We start from the raw sequence: 16,833 nt of genomic DNA on the forward strand, positions 1-16,833 counted from the left end.
GTTCTTAACGTTCGAGGACGAGGGCCAGGCCCTGACCGACGCCGATGCAGAGGGTGGCGACGCCCACTCCGCCGCCCTTGCGGGCGAGTTGGTGGGCGACGGTGCCGGCGAGGCGGGCACCGGAGGCGCCGAGCGGGTGGCCGAGGGCGATGGCGCCGCCCTGTGGGTTGAGGATGGCCGGGTCGAACTCGGGCCATTCGGCGACACAGCCCAGGACCTGGGCGGCGAAGGCCTCGTTCAGTTCGAGGACCGAGAGGTCGTCGAATCCCTTGCCCGCCTTGGCGAGGGCCCGGTTGACGGCCTCCACGGGGGCCAGGCCGAACCAGTGCGGGTCAAGGGCGTTGACACCGGTGGCGGAAATCCGGGCGAGGGGGGCGCGGCCGGTGGCCTTCAGGCCCTCCTCGTCGGTCAGCAGCAGGGCGGCGGCGCCGTCGTTGAGCGGTGAGGCGTTGCCCGCGGTGACGGTGCCTCCCCCAGCCTTCGGCCGGGGGGACCCCCATCTCGCTTCGCTCGCCGTGCGGAACGACGGCTTGAGCCTGGCCATCGCCTCCAGCGAGGCATCGGGCCGTACGCATTCGTCGGCGTCGAAGACGACCGGGTCGCCCTTGCGCTGCGGAATCGACACGGGCGTGAGCTCGGCGTCGAAGAGGCCCTCCGCCTGGGCCTTGGCGGCTTTCTGGTGGCTGTGCAGGGCGAACTCGTCCTGCTGTTCTCGGCCGATCTTGTGCTTCTCGGCGATGAGCTCGGCCGATTCGCCGAGGGGGACGGTCCACTGCGGCTCCATCCGCGGGTTGACCATGCGCCAGCCGAGGGTGGTGGAGTACAGCTCGGTGTGCCCGGCTGGGAACGGCTTGTCGGACTTGGGCAGCACGTACGGCGCCCGCGTCATCGACTCGACGCCGCCCGCCACGGCGATGGAGGCGTCGCCGACGGCGATGGCGCGGGCCGCCTGGATCACCGCCTCAAGGCCGGAGGCGCACAGCCGGTTGACGGTCACGCCCGGCACGCTCGTGGGCAGCCCGGCCAGCAGCGCGGCCATGCGGCCGACGTTGCGGTTCTCCTCGCCGGCGCCGTTGGCGTTGCCGAAGTAGACGTCCTCGATCCGGGACGGGTCCAAGTCGGGCGTACGGCCGAGGAGTTCACGGATGGCGTGGGCGGCCAGGTCGTCCGGACGCACGCTCGCCAGGCCGCCGTTGTAGCGGCCGACCGGGGTGCGGACGGCGTCGACGAGATAAACGGTGTTCACAGCAGGCCCTCCGCGACGGTGAACTTGGCGTCGGTCTTGGCGGCGATCTCGTCGACGGTCACACCGGGCGCCGTCTCCACGAGCACCAGGCCGTCGGCGGTGACGTCCAGGACGCCGAGGTCGGTGATGATCCGGTTCACACACGCCTTGCCGGTGAGCGGCAGCGCGCACTCGGAGAGGATCTTCGCCGAGCCGTCCTTGGCGGTGTGGGTCATCACGACGATGACCGTGCGGGCGCCGTGGACGAGGTCCATCGCCCCGCCGATGCCGGTGATCATCTTGCCGGGGATCGCCCAGTTGGCCAGGTCGCCCTTCTCGGACACCTGCATGGCCCCGAGCACGGCCACGTCGATGTGCCCGCCCCGGATCATCGAGAACGACAGCGCCGAGTCGAAGAAGGAGGCGCCCGGCAGCACCGTGACGGTCTCCTTGCCGGCGTTGATCAGGTCCGGGTCGACCTGGTCCTCGGTGGGGTAGGGGCCGGTGCCGAGGATGCCGTTCTCGGACTCGAGGATCACCTCGACGCCCGTCGGCAGATAGTTGGGGATGAGGGTCGGCAGGCCGATGCCGAGATTGACGTACTGGCCGTCCTCGAGCTCGCGCGCGGCCCGCGCGGCCATCTCCTCGCGTGTCCAGGCCATCAGCTGCTCACCGTCCGCTGCTCGATCTTCTTGTCCGCCGCCTGCCCGGGGGTGAGCGCGACGACCCGCTGCACGAAGATGCCCGGCAGGTGCACCGCGTCCGGGTCGATGTCGCCCGGCTCGACGAGTTCCTCCACCTCGGCGATCGTCACCCGGCCGGCCATCGCGGCCAGCGGGTTGAAGTTGCGGGAGGACTTGTTGAACACCAGGTTCCCGTGCCGGTCGCCCTTCGCCGCCCGTACGAGCGCGAAGTCGGTGCGGATCCCGTGCTCCAGCACGTACTCGGTGCCGTCGAACTCCCGCACCTCCTTCGGCGGGGAGGCGAGCGCGACCCCGCCGGAGCCGTCGTAGCGCCACGGGAGCCCGCCCTCGGCGACCTGGGTGCCGACCCCGGCCGGCGTGTAGAAGGCCGGGATGCCCGCCCCGCCCGCGCGCAGCCGCTCGGCCAGCGTGCCCTGCGGGATCATCTCGACCTCCAGCTCACCGGCGAGGTACTGCCGGGCGAACTCCTTGTTCGCGCCGATGTACGAGCCGGTCACCCGGGCGATCCGCCCCGCGGCGAGCAGCACCGCGAGACCGGACTCCATCGCCCCGCAGTTGTTGGAGACGACGCTCAAACCGCTGACCCCCCGCTCGTACAGGGCCTGGATCAGCACGTTCGGCACGCCGCTGAGCCCGAAACCGCCCACCGCGAGCGATGCGCCGTCCGGCACATCGGCCACCGCCTCACCGGCCGTGGCGACCACCTTGTCCATCCGTGAAGCCCCATCCCGTCCGAGCGCCCGGTCCACCAGTTAATCAGCGCACTGAGCATTTAGGTGAAGTTTCCTTCACGCTGCCACTTGCGGGGTGAAGCGTCAAGGCTCTGGAGAAAGGCGAGATCAGCCAGGGTGCGGGCGTGCAGACACATGCGGTCCCGGCAGGTATTGTTCAGTACACGGATGAATTGACCCCCTCAGGAGTGCACATGGCCGCCGTGGACCTCACCAGCCACCCCGGGCATCTGGCCCGGCGGCTCCAGCAGGCGCACTACCTGCTGTGGAACACGATGGTCTCCGAGGAGATCACCTCGCCCCAGTTCGCCGTCCTCAACACGCTCGTCGCCGAGCCGGGCCTGGACCAGCGCACGGTGGGGGAGCGGGTCGGACTCGACCGGTCCACCATCGCCGAGGTGATCAGCAGGCTCGGCCGCCGCGGGCTCCTCGACAAGGTCCGCGACCCCCAGGACGGCCGCCGCTTCCTGCTCCGTCTCACGGACGAGGGACTGCGTACGCACAAGAAGCTGACCGTGCGCACGGCCCGGATGAACCAGGTCTTCCTGGCTCCCCTCTCCGCCGAGGAGCAGACGCTGTTCTTCGACCTGATCCGGCGGGTCGCGGATGCGGCCGAGGGGCTCCGCAACCCGGCGGAACCCCTCGTCGCACAGCCCTGAGCGCCGGTCCGGCCGCTTTCGCTCCGCCGCTCAGCGCGTCGGCGCCAGCACGACCCACACCTGGCCGTGCTGGAACTTCATCGGCTTGCCGTCCCGGGTCGTGAACGTCGTGCCGCCCGAGGCCTTCGGGCGCTTCCAGTTCACGCCGTCGTAGGCGAGGCCGTCGCGCAGCACGGTCGCCTTCCCGGAGCCCACCGTCCGGCTGTACGGCGTGTGTTTGCCGGTGGCGTCGTGGAACGGGGACTTGCTCACCTTCACGTACTGCACGATGACCGTCCCGGCCGTCACCGGCTTGCTGTCCGTCGTCACGGCGGGCCTGCCGTCCATGGCGACCAGCCAGCGGTCCTGGCTCCTGGACCACGTGAACCTGTACCGGGCCGCGTCGAATCGCACCGTCCACGAGGTCGTGGCCTTGCCGCCCGGCGGGGCGGCGCCGAAGAGGAAGCCGGTCGTCAGGACGTCCGTACCCGGGGCGACAGGCACCAGTTGGCGGGGTCGCAGGTAGAGGTTGTGAGGCGACTGCCTGGCCTTGCTGCGGAAGTAGGCGCTGGACCCCTTGTGGGGCGGCTCCGCCTGGAGCGGCGCCCTGTTGATGAGCGGCATGAGCTTGCTCTGGGCGCCGGAGAACGCGAGGATCGGCCGGTCGAACTGACGCAGCAGCTCCAGGTCCGTCTCGCGGGCGCTGCGCACCGGCCCGACGACCTTGGGCACCTTCTGGGCGTACATGGCCATCAGGCGGCTCAGCCCGCCTTCGACCTGCTCGACGTACACGATGTCCGCCTCGTTCAGGCCCGTGTGGGGCCGCGCGGCACGGACGTTGTCGATCTTCACCGCCAGGATCGCCTTGCGGTTCTCCCGGCTTGCGCTCCCGCTCGGCGCCGATGGCTGCTCCTGACCGCGGCCGTCGTCGCGCGTGCCGTCCGACGTCGTGCAGCCGGCCGCCAGGGAGGCGGCCAGTGCGGCGGCCACCAGCGCCGCCATGGGTGTGGCGCGTCTCGCTCGCGCCCCTCGTTTCCTGCCCACCGTGGTCACCCGCCACCACCCGCCCAGTCTGTGTCACTAATTGTGCGCTTATCAGTTCATAGGTGCACATACCCGATCGACTCCGGCTGTCTTCAGGAATCCGTCGATCGGCGCATGGTCAGGACGGTCGGCGGTCTGGGGGCCGGCGGTTCGGCCCGGCGGTTCGGCGGGGGAGCGCCGGGGTACCCGGCGGCCACCGTACGAGCGGACGCACACGTGACGGAGGGAGCGCGCGGCGATGAGGGCAGTGACCTGGCAGGGCAAGCGGGACCTCCGCGTGGAGAACGTGCCGGACCCGCAGATCCAGGAGCCGACGGACGCGGTCATCCGCATCACGTCCAGCGGGCTGTGCGGCTCCGACCTGCATCTGTACGAGGTGCTCACCCCGTTCATGACCCCGGGCGACATCCTCGGTCACGAACCGATCGGCATCGTCGAGGAGGTCGGCGCGGGAGTGATGGACCTGCAGGCGGGCGACCGGGTGGTGGTGCCCTTCCAGATCGCCTGCGGCGACTGCTGGATGTGCCTGACCGGCCTGCCGACCCAGTGCGAGACCACCCAGGTCACCGGCGAGGGCATGGGCGCCGCCCTGTTCGGCTACACCCGCCTGTACGGCTCGGTGCCGGGTGCGCAGGCCGAGTATCTGCGGGTACCGCAGGCGCAGTTCGGCCCGATCAAGATCCCGGAAGGGCCGCCCGACGACCGGTTCGTCTACCTCTCCGACGTCCTGCCGACCGCCTGGCAGGCGGTCCGCTACGCCGAGATCCCGGAGGGCGGCAGCATCGCCGTGCTCGGCCTCGGCCCCATCGGCGACATGGCCTGCCGGGTGGCCCAGGTGCGCGGCGCCGGGCGGGTGTTCGGTGTGGACCTGGTCCCCGAGCGGCTGCGGAGGGCGCGCGAGCGGGGCGTCGAGACGTTCGACCTGCGGTCCTTCGACGACGAGAAGGAACTCGTCGCCGCGATCCGCGACCGGACCGACGGCCGCGGTCCCGACGCCGTGATCGACGCGGTCGGCACGGAGGCCCACGGCAGCGCGGTGGCCCGCCTGGTGCAGAACACGTCCGCCCTGCTGCCGCGCAAGCTGAGCGGCCCGATGGCCGAGCGCTTCAGCGTCGACCGGCTCGCCGCCCTCTACACCGCCATCGACCTGGTACGGCGCGGCGGCACCATCTCGCTGTCCGGCGTGTACGGCGGCACGGCCGACCCGCTGCCGCTGCTGACCCTGTTCGACAAGCAGATCCAGATCCGCATGGGCCAGGCCAACGTGCGCCGCTGGACCGACGACATCCTGCCGTACCTGACGGACGAGGACCCCCTCGGCGTCGACGACTTCGCCACCCACCGCGTGCCGCTGAGCGACGCCCCGCACGCGTACGAGATGTTCCAGCGCAAGCAGGAGGGCGCGATCAAGGTGCTGATGAAGCCCTGACGCGGGGCTTCAGGCCTACGACGCGCATGGCGGCGAGGCGCATGGCGGCGAGGCTCAGGACTCCGTGGCTCAGCGTCCGGGGCTCAGCCTTCGTGGCTCGGACTGGGCGGCTCAGGCCTGCGGCGCGAAGATCTCCGCCAAGTCGTAGCGGACCGGTTCCTCCAGCTGCGCGTACGTGCAGGTCTCGGGCGTGCGGTCCGGGCGCCAGCGGCGGAAACGGGCCGTGTGGCGGAAGCGCACGCCGTTCTCCATGTGGTCGTAGGCCACCTCCGCCACCCGCTCGGGCCGCAGCGGCACCCAGGACAGGTCCTTCTTGCCCGACCAGCGGCTCGGCGCCCCCGGCAGCCGGGCCGACTCATGAGCCGCCTCGTCGGACCAGGCCGCCCACGGATGCCCCGCGACATCCTCCATGCGCAGCGGCTCCAGCTCCTCGACCAGCTCGGCGCGCCGCTTCATGGGGAACGCCGCCGAAACACCCACGTGCTGGAGTGCGCCGCTGTCGTCGTACAGGCCGAGCAGCAGGGAGCCCACGATCGGGCCGCTCTTGTGCAGGCGGTAACCCGCGACGACGACGTCCGCCGTCCGCTCGTGCTTGATCTTGAACATGGCGCGCTCGTCCTGGAGATAGCGCAGGCCGAGCGGCTTGGCGATCACCCCGTCCAGGCCCGCCCCCTCGTACTGCTCGAACCACCCCTCGGCCGTCTCGATGTCGGTCGTCGCCGGTGCCACATGAACCGGCGCCCTCACCCCGGACAGCGCCATGGTGAGCAGCGCCCGCCGGTCCGCCAGCGGAGTCTCCATCAGCGATTCGTCCGCCAGCGCCAGCAGGTCGAAGGCCACGAACGACGCCGGCGTCTTCTCGGCCAGCATCCGCACCCGCGAGTCGGCCGGATGGATGCGCTCGGTGAGCGCGTCGAAGTCCAGCCGCCCCTCGCGCGCGATCACGATCTCCCCGTCCAGCACGCACCGCTCCGGCAGCCGCTCCTTCAGCCCCGTGACCAGCTCGGGAAAGTACCTGGTCAGCGGCTTGCCCGTACGGCTGCCCAGCTCGACCTCGTCCCGGTCGCGGAACACGATCGCCCGGAACCCGTCCCACTTCGCCTCGTACTGCATGCCCGGCGGGATCTTCGCCACCGACTTGGCGAGCATCGGCTTCACGGGCGGCATCACCGGCAGGTCCATGCTCCGACTGTACGAGTCGTCGATGGTGTCCGCGCGCTGCGCGATTCGTCCGGCGGGGGCCGCTCTGCCTGTGCTTTTGTCGCTGCCTGACGGCTGGGTTGTGACGAAGTGTGCCTCAGTCGATCAGTCGCGCTCAGGGAGCACTGTGCGGCACGGTCATGCAAGGTGTCCCCATGAACATCCAGGTGGACACAGAGGTGAATACGCGGTCGGACCGGCCGAAGCGGCTCCGGCTGCCGCTGCGCACGGTCAGCGCCGCCTTGGTCATCGCCGTGGCCTGCGGGGTGGGGACGGCCGTATCCGCCGTGGCCGCGCCGTTCGCCCGTCAGGACGCCGCGAAGACCACGGCCGGCCAGTCGAGCCCGCGTGGAGACCGGGGCACCGACCACTGCCTCCTCACCATCACACTCCCCGTGTGTTTGGGATGAGACTCGGTAACCCCGACTGACCTGCGCCTGAGCCGTTCTCCGCAGGTCCGTGCCCCGATTCCGCGCGCAGCCGGCCCCGACCGCCCGGTGTGCGAGGTGTGTCCGCTGCGCCTACCGTGGCTCGCATGGGCGAAGCGGTGGAACTCCAGGCCGGTGGCAGAACCGTGCGCCTGTCCAACCCGGGCAAGATCTTCTTCCCCGAGCGCGGCTTCACCAAGCTGGACCTGGCCCGGTACTACATCGCCGTAGGGCCCGGCATCCTGCGCGCCCTGCGCGACCGCCCCACCACCCTGGAGCGCTACCCGGACGGCGTGACCGGCGAGTGGTTCTTCCAGAAGCGGGCGCCCAAGAACATGCCCGACTGGATCCCCACCGCCCACATCACCTTCCCCAGCGGCCGCAGCGCCGACGAGATGTGCCCCACCGAGGAGGCCGCCGTCCTGTGGGCCGCCCAGTACGGCACCCTCACCTTCCACCCCTGGCCCGTGCGCCGCGACGACGTCGACCGCCCCGACGAACTGCGCATCGACCTCGACCCGCAGCCCGGCACGGACTACGCCGACGCCGTGCGCGCCGCCCATGAACTACGGGGCGTGCTCGAGGAGTTCGGCGGCCTGCGCGGCTGGCCGAAGACGTCCGGGGGGCGGGGCCTGCACGTCTTCGTGCCCATCGAGCCACGCTGGACCTTCACCCAGGTGCGGCGGGCCGCGATCGCGATCGGCCGGGAGATGGAACGCCGGATGCCGGAGCACGTGACGATCAAGTGGTGGAAGGAGGAGCGGGGCGAACGCATCTTCGTCGACTACAACCAGACGGCCCGCGACCGCACGATCGCCTCCGCCTATTCCGTACGACCACGCCCGCACGCCCCTGTCTCGGCACCCCTGCGGTGGGAGGAGGTCGGCGAGGCGCACCCCCGGGACTTCGACATCGCGACCATGCCCGCGCGCTTCGCCGAACTCGGCGACGTACACGCCGACATGGACGACCACCGCTTCTCCCTGGAGGCCCTGCTGGAGCTGGCCAACAAGGACGAACGCGACCACGGCCTCGGCGACCTGCCGTACCCGCCCGAGTACCCGAAGATGCCGGGGGAGCCCAAGCGGGTGCAGCCGAGCCGGGCCAAGAAGACGGCGACGAAGAAGGTGGCGACGAAGAAGCCGGCGACGAAGAAGTCGGCGACGAAGAAGGAGGCGCCCCCGTCGGAGGCGCCTCCCTCGGAACCTACAGCTCCTTGATCCGGATGTCCCGGTACGAGATCACATCCGTCGTGCCGTGCACCTGGAGCCCGATGTAGCCGGAGGCGAACCGGCGTCCGTCCGTGCCCGGGTCGTCCGAGCGGGGCGGGGAGAACTCCTGGCCTCCGGTGTTGTCGAACTCGTTGATCAGCACGCCGTTGCGGTAGACCGAGTAGTGCTGGTCGACCACGCGGATCTCGTAGTCGTTCCAGGTTCCCTTCTGCGTGACGCCGGCACCGGCGAGTCCCACACGGTCGAAGCCGTAGATCGAGCCCGTCTTGTACATGTCGCCGTCGGGCCGGTCGAGCACCTGCACCTCGTGCCCGTACTTGATGGCGACCCACTCGGGACGCGACTCCTCGGGGTGGTCGTGGACCCACGGGAACCGGACGAACACACCGGAGTTGGCGTTCCCGGTGCCCGGGGCGTCGTCACGCCACTGGAGCTTGAGCGAGAAGTCGCCGTACTTGCGCTCCGGGAACCACAGCATGCCCAGGCCCTGCTTCGTGGTGCCGCTCGTGATCGATCCGTCGCCGTTCGGCGCGAACGAACCGCCGCCCACCTGCTGCCACTTGGCGAAGGACTCCGTGCTGCCGTCGAGGATCGTGCGGTAGCCCTCGGTCTGGCCGGGCCTGCCGATCCCCGACTCGCGCGCGGCCTTGCGGATGGCGTTGTACTCGCGCTGGTCGACGACCCCTTCCTTCAGGAGCTTGTCCAGGACCGCCGTCACGTGCTTGAGGAACAGCGCGTGCGACGTCCACTCCTTCTCGTCCTCGATCAACTCGTTGATCCGGCACCGGCTGTTGGTGAGCCGGTTCGGGACCCCCGAGTCCACCGTGCCGACGATCACCGTCAACCGCTCGTCGTACTCGGGGCAGTTGGGGGCCGGGACCTGACTGGACACCACCGTGAAGGTCACCGTGCGGGCCGCGGAGGTGTTGCCGGCCTTGTCCGTCGCCCGGTAGGCGAGGGTGTGCGTGCCCGCGCGGTCGACGACCACCGGCGCGCCGTACGCGAGGTAGGGACCGCCGTCGATCGAGTACTCGATCCTGTCGACCCCCGAGCCGCCCGCGTCGGTCGCCGTGACGGTGACCTTGGCGTTGCCGACGTACGCCCCGTCGGAGTTCTTCGTGCCCTCGACGGTCACACCCGTCACCGGCGGCGTCGTGTCCTGCGGGGGCGCGGCCACGACCGTGAACTGCACACTCTTCTCGGCGGAGACGTTCCCCGCCTTGTCGGCCGCCCGGTAACGCACCGTATGGGTCCCGGCCCCGTGCACCATCACGGGAGCGGTGTACGGCTGCCAGGCGCCGGAGCCGATCGCGTACTCGATGGTGTTGACCCCGGAACCGGTGTCGGAGGCGGAGACGGTGACCGTCGCCATGTCGATGTACGTCCCGTCGGGGTTCTGCTCGCCGCTGACCGTCGCCGATGTCTGCGGCGGGGTCGTGTCGTCGGTCTGCGGCGCGACGACCGTGAACTGGACGCTCTTCTCGGCGGAGACGTTGCCCGCCTTGTCGAAGGCGCGGTAGCGGACCTTGTGGTCGCCCACCTGATTCACGACGACCGGCGTGGTGTACGGCTGCCAGGCGCCCGCGTCGCCGATCGCGTACTCGACGCGGTCGACTCCGGAACCGCCCTCGTTGTCGGTGGCGTGGATCGCCACGCTCGCCGAACCGACGTACTGCCCCTGCGTGTTCTGCGTTCCGCTGACGTGCGCCGACGCTTCGGGTGCCGTCGTGTCCTCGCCGCCGCCCTCGGTCACCACGAGGATGCCCTGCATCTGCCCGTGGCCGGGGATCGTGCAGTAGTAGCGGTAGCGGCCGGGCGTGAGTGTGACCTCGGCGGTGTGGCGGCCGCCCTGGTCGTCGTTCGGGTTGGCGAGGATGTTGAGCTGGACGTCGTTGTTGAACTCCGGATCGGAGGTGTCGAACGTCAGCGTGTGCGGCATTCCGGTGGTGTTGCCCGTCGCCGTACTGTTCTCGAAGACGATCGTCGCCTGACCGGCCACCGCGGTCGCCGGCGCCGACGCGTACTTGGTGATGTCGTCGCCCGCCGTCCAGGTGAGCACCTGTGCGGCGGCCGCGGCGGGGGTGTCGGGCTGTCCGACGGCGACGGGCGCGGACTGCAGGCCCAGCATCACGAGCAGCGCGGCCAACAAGGCCGTCCAGACTCTTCGTTGATGTCGTCGGCGTATCACTGAGCTCCTCCCCGCGCCAGCTGGTCGGCGGCCGGGGTCGGACCGCCAGCCGTGTAAGTGACCCGCCACAGCGCCGACTTGGCGTCCGAGGTGAAGAAGCCGCGGCCGTAGTCGAGCACGTACAGCGCGCCGTCCGGGCCGAACTTCCAGTCCATGAGGTTCTTGATGCCGTCGTTGCCGACCGGCACGATCTTCTTCAGCGACTCCGAGTGGACCGGCAGACCGCCCTCCCCCTGGGTCTTCGGGTCGGTGATCACCGCGTTGCGCGGCTGGTCGGCGTCGTAGAAGTCGCCGACGAACCACTTGCCGTCCCAGTACGCCGGCCACTTGACGTCACTGGTGGCCGAGACGGCGTCGTAGCGGTAGACCGGCCCGTTCATCGCGGCCTGCCCGCCGCCCTTGAGCCACGGCAGCAGGTACTTCGACTGCTCCTGCTTGTACGACGGGACACCGTTCGCGTCGCGCGGGAAGTCGGGGGCGCCGCCCTGCGGGGAGTACCAGATGTTGTTGCCGGTGACCGGCGGCAGGTTGACCAGGCCGTCGTTGTTCGGCGACTCGTTCTTCGGGTGGTCGCAGTCGTACCAGCCGAGCGGCTTCGTCGGATCCGGCAGATTGCGGTCCCGGTAGGGCTGCTTGTTGCCCATGCAGTACGGCCAGCCCCGGTTGCTCGCCTTGGTGATCACGGCGAAGGTGTCGTACTTGGCCGGGCCCCACGTCGGGGAGGGCGCCGAGGCGTCCGGGCCGACCCAGCCCGCGTACAGGATGTCCGTCTTCTTGTCGACGAAGATGCGAGCGGGGTTCCTGACCCCCATCACATAGATCTCGCCGCGTGTCTTGCCGCCGCCCTCGTCGGTCTCCTTGCCGGTGAAGAGATTCCCCTCCGGGAGCGTGTACGTGCCGTCCGGCTCGGGGCGGATGCGCAGGATCTTGCCGTTGAGGTTGTTGGTGTTGCCGGCGGTGCGGCGGGCGTCGGCGAAGGACACGCCCTTGTAGTCGGGCTCGGGGTTGTTGCCCGAGTAACCGTCGCTGAAGCGGCTGGAGTTGTTGTCGCCGGTCGCGATGTACAGGTTGCCCTTCGAGTCCCAGGTCATCCCGCCACCCGCGTGGCAGCAACTGTGGATCTGCACCGGCCACTTGAGCAGCACCTTCTCACTGCTCAGGTCCAGCTTGTCGGTGGTGAGGTCCAGCGTGAAGCGGGAGACGCGCCGCTCGGCCATCCGTGTGTCGCGGTTGATCTGCGAGTGCGGTGTGTAGTGCAGATACACCCAGCCGTTGTCCTCGAAGCGCGGGTCGATCTCGATGCCGAGGAGCCCCTCCTCGACCTTGATCAGCTCGTCGCCCCCGCCCTTGTTGCCGAAGACCGTCAACGCCCCGGCCAGGGTGACCTTCTTGGTCTTCGGGTCGTAGACGTGGATCTCGCCCTTGCCCTTGCCGATGTCCGGGTTGTTCCAGTCGGTGACCACCGGCTGGGAGGAGTCGGCGCCGCCCCGGCCGATGTAGAGGGCGCGGCCGTCGGGCGCGGTGACCAGGCCGTGCGGCTCGCCGATCTGGTCGTTCTGGCCGGGCTGGTTGGGCTGGGTGAGGCGCTCGGCCTTGTAGTTGCCGGTGATGGTGGCCTTGCAGTCGGCCTGGACGAGCCGGGTCGTCCACAGCAGGGCGCCGCGCAGATGCGTACGGAAGTCGGTCTCGTCGTACGACGACACCGTTCCGCCCATGCCGGTGTAGAAGGAGCGGCCGCCGTCGTAGTCGCGGCACCAGCTCACGGGGTGGTCCCAGCCGTTGGCAGTCGACCCTGGCTGGTATGTCGACTCCCTGACTCGGGCGACCGTGTGCACGGTGCCGGACGGGTTCTTCACCCAGTTCAGCCACTTGTCCGGCCGCTTCCACTGCAACGGCAGTTCCTTGGTGGCCGGATGCCGCCGGTCGCCGACCTCGACGACGGCCCGCTGCACGGTCGTCGGGCCGCCGGCCGCGGGGCGGGCGCCGACGAGGCCGGTGAACCAGTCCGAGTAGGGCTCGGCGCGGGCCGCGTCATGGATGCCGACGAAACCGCCGCCCGCCTCCATGTAGGCCTCCAGGCCCGCTTCCTGCTCGGGGTCGAGGACATCGCCGCCGCCGGTCAGGAACACGATCGCGTTGAAGCGGCCGAGCTTCGTCTCATCGGTGAAGAGCGAGGCGTCGTTCGTGGCCTCGACCTTGAAGCGCTGGTCGGCCGGGCCGGACAGGCCGATCTTCTCGATCGCCTCGATACCGGCGTTCACCAGCGGCGACTCATCGCCTGCGGCCGCGGATCCGTAGAAGATCAGCACCCGGACATTCGCGCCGCCCGGCGGCGACTTGACGGACATCGTTGTCAGGGGTGGCTCCGGGGCCGGGCGTGCGTCGGCGGCCGGGGCCGCCATCAGTCCGGCGGCGACGATCCCGGCGGTCACTCCGGCCACCCAGGTGTGTCTCCTCGTGCTCAACCCTCGTAAGTGCATGGGCACCTCCACGGTCACAGCAACAGCGACAAGGAAGCTAGACCCCTTTGAACAACTCGCCAATACCTATGACCGCATTGGGGAGAACTTTGTCCTGAGTGTGGATAAACGAGGGAGTGGCCGGTACCGTCTCAGCGGTTCATCCCCGTAATTTCCGTACCGCCGTGGGGAGTTCGGTATGAACGGACGCAGCATCAACAGGCGTATCTTCGACAGGCGTACCTTCAACAGACGCGTACTGCTGGGTGGCGCGACCGTCGCGACATCGTTGTCCCTGGCGTCGGTGCCGGAGGCCGTCGGTGCCGACACCCCGCCGAAGACCGCCCCGGCCGGCGGCGAGGTCAGGCACCTCAAGCTGTACGCCGAGAAGCTCGCCGACGGGCAGATGGGCTACGGCCTCGAGAAGGGCAAGGCGACCGTCCCGGGCCCGCTCATCGAGCTCAACGAGGGCGACACCCTGCACATCGAGTTCCAGAACACGATGGACGTACCGGTGAGCCTGCACGTCCACGGCCTGGACTACGAAATCACCAGCGACGGCACCAAGTTGAACAAGAGCGACGTCGAGCCCGGCGGCACCCGCACCTACACCTGGCGCACCCACGCCCCCGGCCGTCGCAAGGACGGCACCTGGCGGGCGGGCAGCGCGGGTTACTGGCACTACCACGACCACGTCGTCGGCACCGAGCACGGCACGGGTGGCATACGCAAGGGCCTGTACGGGCCGGTGATCGTCCGGCGCAAGGGCGACATCCTCCCGGACGCGACCCACACGGTCGTCTTCAACGACATGCTGATCAACAACAAGCCCGCGCACAGCGGTCCGAACTTCGAGGCCACGGTGGGCGATCGCGTCGAGTTCGTGGTGATCACGCACGGCGAGTACTACCACACCTTCCACATGCACGGTCACCGCTGGGCGGACAACCGCACGGGCATGCTCACCGGGCCGGACGACCCCAGCCAGGTCATCGACAACAAGATCGTCGGACCGGCGGACTCCTTCGGGTTCCAGGTGATCGCGGGGGAGGGCGTCGGAGCGGGGGCGTGGATGTACCACTGCCATGTGCAGAGCCACTCGGACATGGGGATGGTCGGGCTGTTCCTGGTGAAGAAGACGGACGGGACGATTCCCGGGTACGAGCCGCATGAGCACGGACATCAGCAGGCCGAGCACGAGCACTGACCGATCCCGGGCCGTGCGGGCGTCCGCGCCCCGTTCCGCCTACGCCCCCGTCGGCGTGTTCAGCAGTCCCGACCTGCTTCGGCGGCCCCCGCGCTGCTGGAGCCGATGAGGCCCAGGGCCACGCCGACGGAGAACAGCAGCCACCATCTGCGGGACACGCCGGCTCGGCGCAGTCCTCGGGCAACTGTCTCTCTCGTGCGGGTGGTCCACATGGCATCTCCTGTCCGGGTCGCGCCGCCCCCGACCCGGGCGGCCATCAGCAGCAGCCTCCGCCGCCGTCGAGGGGTGTGCCAAACAAGATCGGCCGAATGGAGCATCCGGTCGTACGGCGTCCGTACCGTTCTCCGCGCGCCTCGGGCCTCCGGATCCCGGTGATCGGAGAGCGCTCTCACCTCCGTCTCCCGCCAGGGCTATCCTGATCCGCAACCTCGGACAAGGAGCCCCGACGTGACCGACACCGCCCCGCGCCCCACCCTGGAGGCAGTGGCCGCCCGGGCCGGGGTCTCACGGGCCACCGTGTCCCGGGTGGTCAATGGCGGGGACGGGGTGAGGGAGCCGCTCGTCGAGCGGGTCCGCAAGGCCGTCGAGGAACTCGGGTACGTGCCCAACCAGGCCGCCCGCAGCCTGGTCACCCGGCGGCACGACGCCGTCGCCGTCGTCGTCGCCGAACCGGAGACCCGCGTCTTCGCCGACCCCTTCTTCGCCCTGCAACTGCGCGGCATCAGCAAGGAGCTGACGGCCCACGACAACCAGCTCGTGCTGCTCCTCACCGAGGGCCGCGACGACCACGCCCGCGTCGCCCGCTATCTCGCCGGCGGGCATGTCGACGGGGCCCTCGTCTTCTCGCTGCACCTCGACGACCCGCTGCCCGGGCTGATCCAGCGCGCCGGAGTCCCCACCGTGTTCGGCGGACGGCCCGGCTGGAGCGGCGACCAGCGCGGCGTGGTGTATGTCGACAGCGACAACCGCGGCGGCGCCCGTGACGCCGTACGGCACCTCGCCGGCCTCGGCCGCACCCGCATCGCGCACATCACCGGCGCCCTCGACCAGACATCGGCGGTGGACCGGCTCGACGGATACCGGGACGTCATGGTCGACGCCGACCCGCGGCTCATCGTCGAGGGCGACTTCACACCGGCCGGAGGTGAACGGGCGATGCGCGAGCTGCTCGCACGCCGCCCCGACCTGGACGCCGTGTTCGCCGCCAACGACCTCACCGCCGCGGGGGCGCTGCGGGTGTTGCGCGAGTCCGGGCGCCGGGTGCCCGACGACGTCGCCGTGGTCGGGTTCGACGACATGCTGCCGGTCGCGGAGCAGACCGACCCGCCGCTGACGACGGTCCGTCAGGACATCGAGGAGATGGGGAGGTTGATGGCCCGGCTGCTGCTGCGGGGTCCCGACCGCCGCACCGTCGAGCAGGGCGTCCGCGCCGCGCCGTCCAGCGTGGTGCTGCCGACGACGCTGGTGCGGCGCGCGTCCGCCTAGCCGGCCGGCGCCGGAAGGGCGTGCAGGCACGTGCCGGGCCCTCCCCTCAGCTCGGTGCCGGCGCGCTCTTGATCACCGCGAAGCGTGCCCCGTACGGGTCGGTGAGCTTGGCGATGCGGCCGACGTCCGGCAGGTCCGTGGCGGGCATACGGACCGTGCCGCCCAGCTCCTGCGCCCGGGTGACCGTGGCATCCGTGTCCGTGACCTCGAAGTACGGCAGCCAGTAGGCCGGGCCCTGCGCCTCCGCCGGATCGTCGGCCTTGTCGACGACGCCGCCGAACATGGCGTCCTCCCCCTCCCCGCCGGGGCTGAACGTCGTGTAGGTGCCGCCGTAGAAGTCGAGCGCGAAGGTCTCCAGGCCGAGCGTCGCGTTGTAGAAACCAGCCGCGGCCGGTACGTCCGGGGTGTACAGCTCCAGCCAGCACAGCGAGCCCGGCTCCTGTACGACGTCGAGGCCCTTGTTGGTGCCGGGCTGCCAGAGGCCGAAGGGCACGCCCGCCTTGTCGGCGAGGATGGCCATACGGCCCAGGTCCATCACGTCCATGGGCTGCATCAGCACCGAGCCGTGCGCCTGCTCGGCCGCCTTCGCCGTGGCGTCCACGTCCGGCGTCTGGAAGTACACGGTCCAGGAGGGCGGGCCCTGCTCCTCGGTGGTCTGCATACCGCCGGCCGCCGTCCTGCCGCCGAGCTGGAAGAGGCCGTAACCGCCGGTCTCGGGTCCGCCCGGCTGGAACCGCCAGCCGAACAGGGCGCCGTAGAAGGCACTGGCGCCGTCGATGTCGGGTGTGCCGAGGTCGATCCAGTTCGGCGCGCCCGTGACATAACGGGTGGTGAGCATCATCGCCCTCCTCGGAAGGGTCCCG

At 70.2% G+C, this 16,833-nt stretch carries 14 protein-coding genes; 6 read left to right on the forward strand and 8 right to left on the reverse strand.

All coding sequences use genetic code 11. The features are described from left to right. Positions 1-4: 4 nt before the first annotated feature. From ACZ7L6_RS02295 to ACZ7L6_RS02305, 3 genes are read right to left on the reverse strand one after another with little or no spacing between them, the layout of a single operon-like run. Positions 5-1,246, reverse strand: a complete 1,242-nt coding sequence (locus ACZ7L6_RS02295; RefSeq protein ID WP_471920050.1) for a thiolase family protein — start codon at positions 1,244-1,246, stop codon at positions 5-7. Continuing rightward, positions 1,243-1,887: a CoA transferase subunit B gene (locus tag ACZ7L6_RS02300; RefSeq protein ID WP_471920051.1), complete on the reverse strand. Its 645-nt coding sequence runs from the start codon at positions 1,885-1,887 to the stop codon at positions 1,243-1,245. The genes ACZ7L6_RS02295 and ACZ7L6_RS02300 overlap by 4 nt, the downstream gene beginning before the upstream one ends. Then, positions 1,887-2,642, reverse strand: a complete 756-nt coding sequence (locus ACZ7L6_RS02305) for a CoA transferase subunit A (protein ID WP_471920052.1) — start codon at positions 2,640-2,642, stop codon at positions 1,887-1,889. Before ACZ7L6_RS02305 ends, ACZ7L6_RS02300 begins: the two co-directional genes overlap by 1 nt. Positions 2,643-2,854: 212 nt before the next feature. Between ACZ7L6_RS02305 and ACZ7L6_RS02310 the strand changes: the two genes are divergently transcribed. Further along, positions 2,855-3,319 (forward strand): MarR family winged helix-turn-helix transcriptional regulator, encoded by a 465-nt coding sequence (locus tag ACZ7L6_RS02310; protein WP_471920053.1) that lies wholly within the window; start codon positions 2,855-2,857, stop codon positions 3,317-3,319. 30 nt (positions 3,320-3,349) lie between these two features. Here ACZ7L6_RS02310 and ACZ7L6_RS02315 read toward each other — a convergent pair whose 3' ends face one another. Then, positions 3,350-4,300: a DUF3048 domain-containing protein gene (locus ACZ7L6_RS02315; protein ID WP_471920054.1), complete on the reverse strand. Its 951-nt coding sequence runs from the start codon at positions 4,298-4,300 to the stop codon at positions 3,350-3,352. Between the two features lie 280 nt (positions 4,301-4,580). On the opposite strand from ACZ7L6_RS02315, the gene ACZ7L6_RS02320 reads away from it, so the two are divergent. Then, complete coding sequence (locus ACZ7L6_RS02320; RefSeq protein ID WP_471920055.1) at positions 4,581-5,771, forward strand: zinc-dependent alcohol dehydrogenase; 1,191 nt, start codon at positions 4,581-4,583, stop codon at positions 5,769-5,771. A gap of 111 nt (positions 5,772-5,882) precedes the next feature. Here ACZ7L6_RS02320 and ACZ7L6_RS02325 read toward each other — a convergent pair whose 3' ends face one another. After that, the gene (locus tag ACZ7L6_RS02325) at positions 5,883-6,953 is read right to left on the reverse strand and encodes an ATP-dependent DNA ligase (protein ID WP_471920056.1); all 1,071 of its coding nucleotides are present in this window, start codon (positions 6,951-6,953) and stop codon (positions 5,883-5,885) included. A 173-nt stretch (positions 6,954-7,126) separates the two neighbouring features. Here ACZ7L6_RS02325 and ACZ7L6_RS02330 point away from each other — a divergent pair, with 173 nt between their 5' ends. Then, on the forward strand, positions 7,127-7,381 hold the full coding sequence (locus tag ACZ7L6_RS02330) for a hypothetical protein (RefSeq protein WP_471920057.1): 255 nt from the start codon (positions 7,127-7,129) through the stop codon (positions 7,379-7,381). Positions 7,382-7,506: 125 nt separating this feature from the next. Further along, the gene (gene ligD / locus ACZ7L6_RS02335) at positions 7,507-8,619 is read left to right on the forward strand and encodes a non-homologous end-joining DNA ligase (RefSeq protein WP_471920058.1); all 1,113 of its coding nucleotides are present in this window, start codon (positions 7,507-7,509) and stop codon (positions 8,617-8,619) included. Here ligD and ACZ7L6_RS02340 read toward each other — a convergent pair. Beyond that, positions 8,606-10,759, reverse strand: a complete 2,154-nt coding sequence (locus tag ACZ7L6_RS02340; protein ID WP_471920593.1) for an OmpL47-type beta-barrel domain-containing protein — start codon at positions 10,757-10,759, stop codon at positions 8,606-8,608. The genes ligD and ACZ7L6_RS02340 overlap by 14 nt on opposite strands. A 56-nt stretch (positions 10,760-10,815) precedes the next feature. Then, a complete protein-coding gene (locus ACZ7L6_RS02345; protein WP_471920059.1) occupies positions 10,816-13,299 on the reverse strand; it encodes a ThuA domain-containing protein in 2,484 nt (827 codons plus the stop codon). Between the two features lie 178 nt (positions 13,300-13,477). Between ACZ7L6_RS02345 and ACZ7L6_RS02350 the strand changes: the two genes are divergently transcribed. Then, positions 13,478-14,485: a multicopper oxidase domain-containing protein gene (locus ACZ7L6_RS02350; RefSeq protein WP_471920060.1), complete on the forward strand. Its 1,008-nt coding sequence runs from the start codon at positions 13,478-13,480 to the stop codon at positions 14,483-14,485. A 447-nt stretch (positions 14,486-14,932) separates the two neighbouring features. Beyond that, positions 14,933-15,970 (forward strand): LacI family DNA-binding transcriptional regulator, encoded by a 1,038-nt coding sequence (locus ACZ7L6_RS02355; protein WP_471920061.1) that lies wholly within the window; start codon positions 14,933-14,935, stop codon positions 15,968-15,970. 46 nt (positions 15,971-16,016) lie between these two features. On the opposite strand, the gene ACZ7L6_RS02360 is transcribed toward ACZ7L6_RS02355, so the two are convergent. Then, a complete protein-coding gene (locus tag ACZ7L6_RS02360) occupies positions 16,017-16,808 on the reverse strand; it encodes a VOC family protein (RefSeq protein WP_471920594.1) in 792 nt (263 codons plus the stop codon). Between the last annotated feature and the right edge of the window lie 25 nt (positions 16,809-16,833).

The sequence above is a fragment of the Streptomyces sp. NPDC107522 genome, assembly GCF_055657525.1.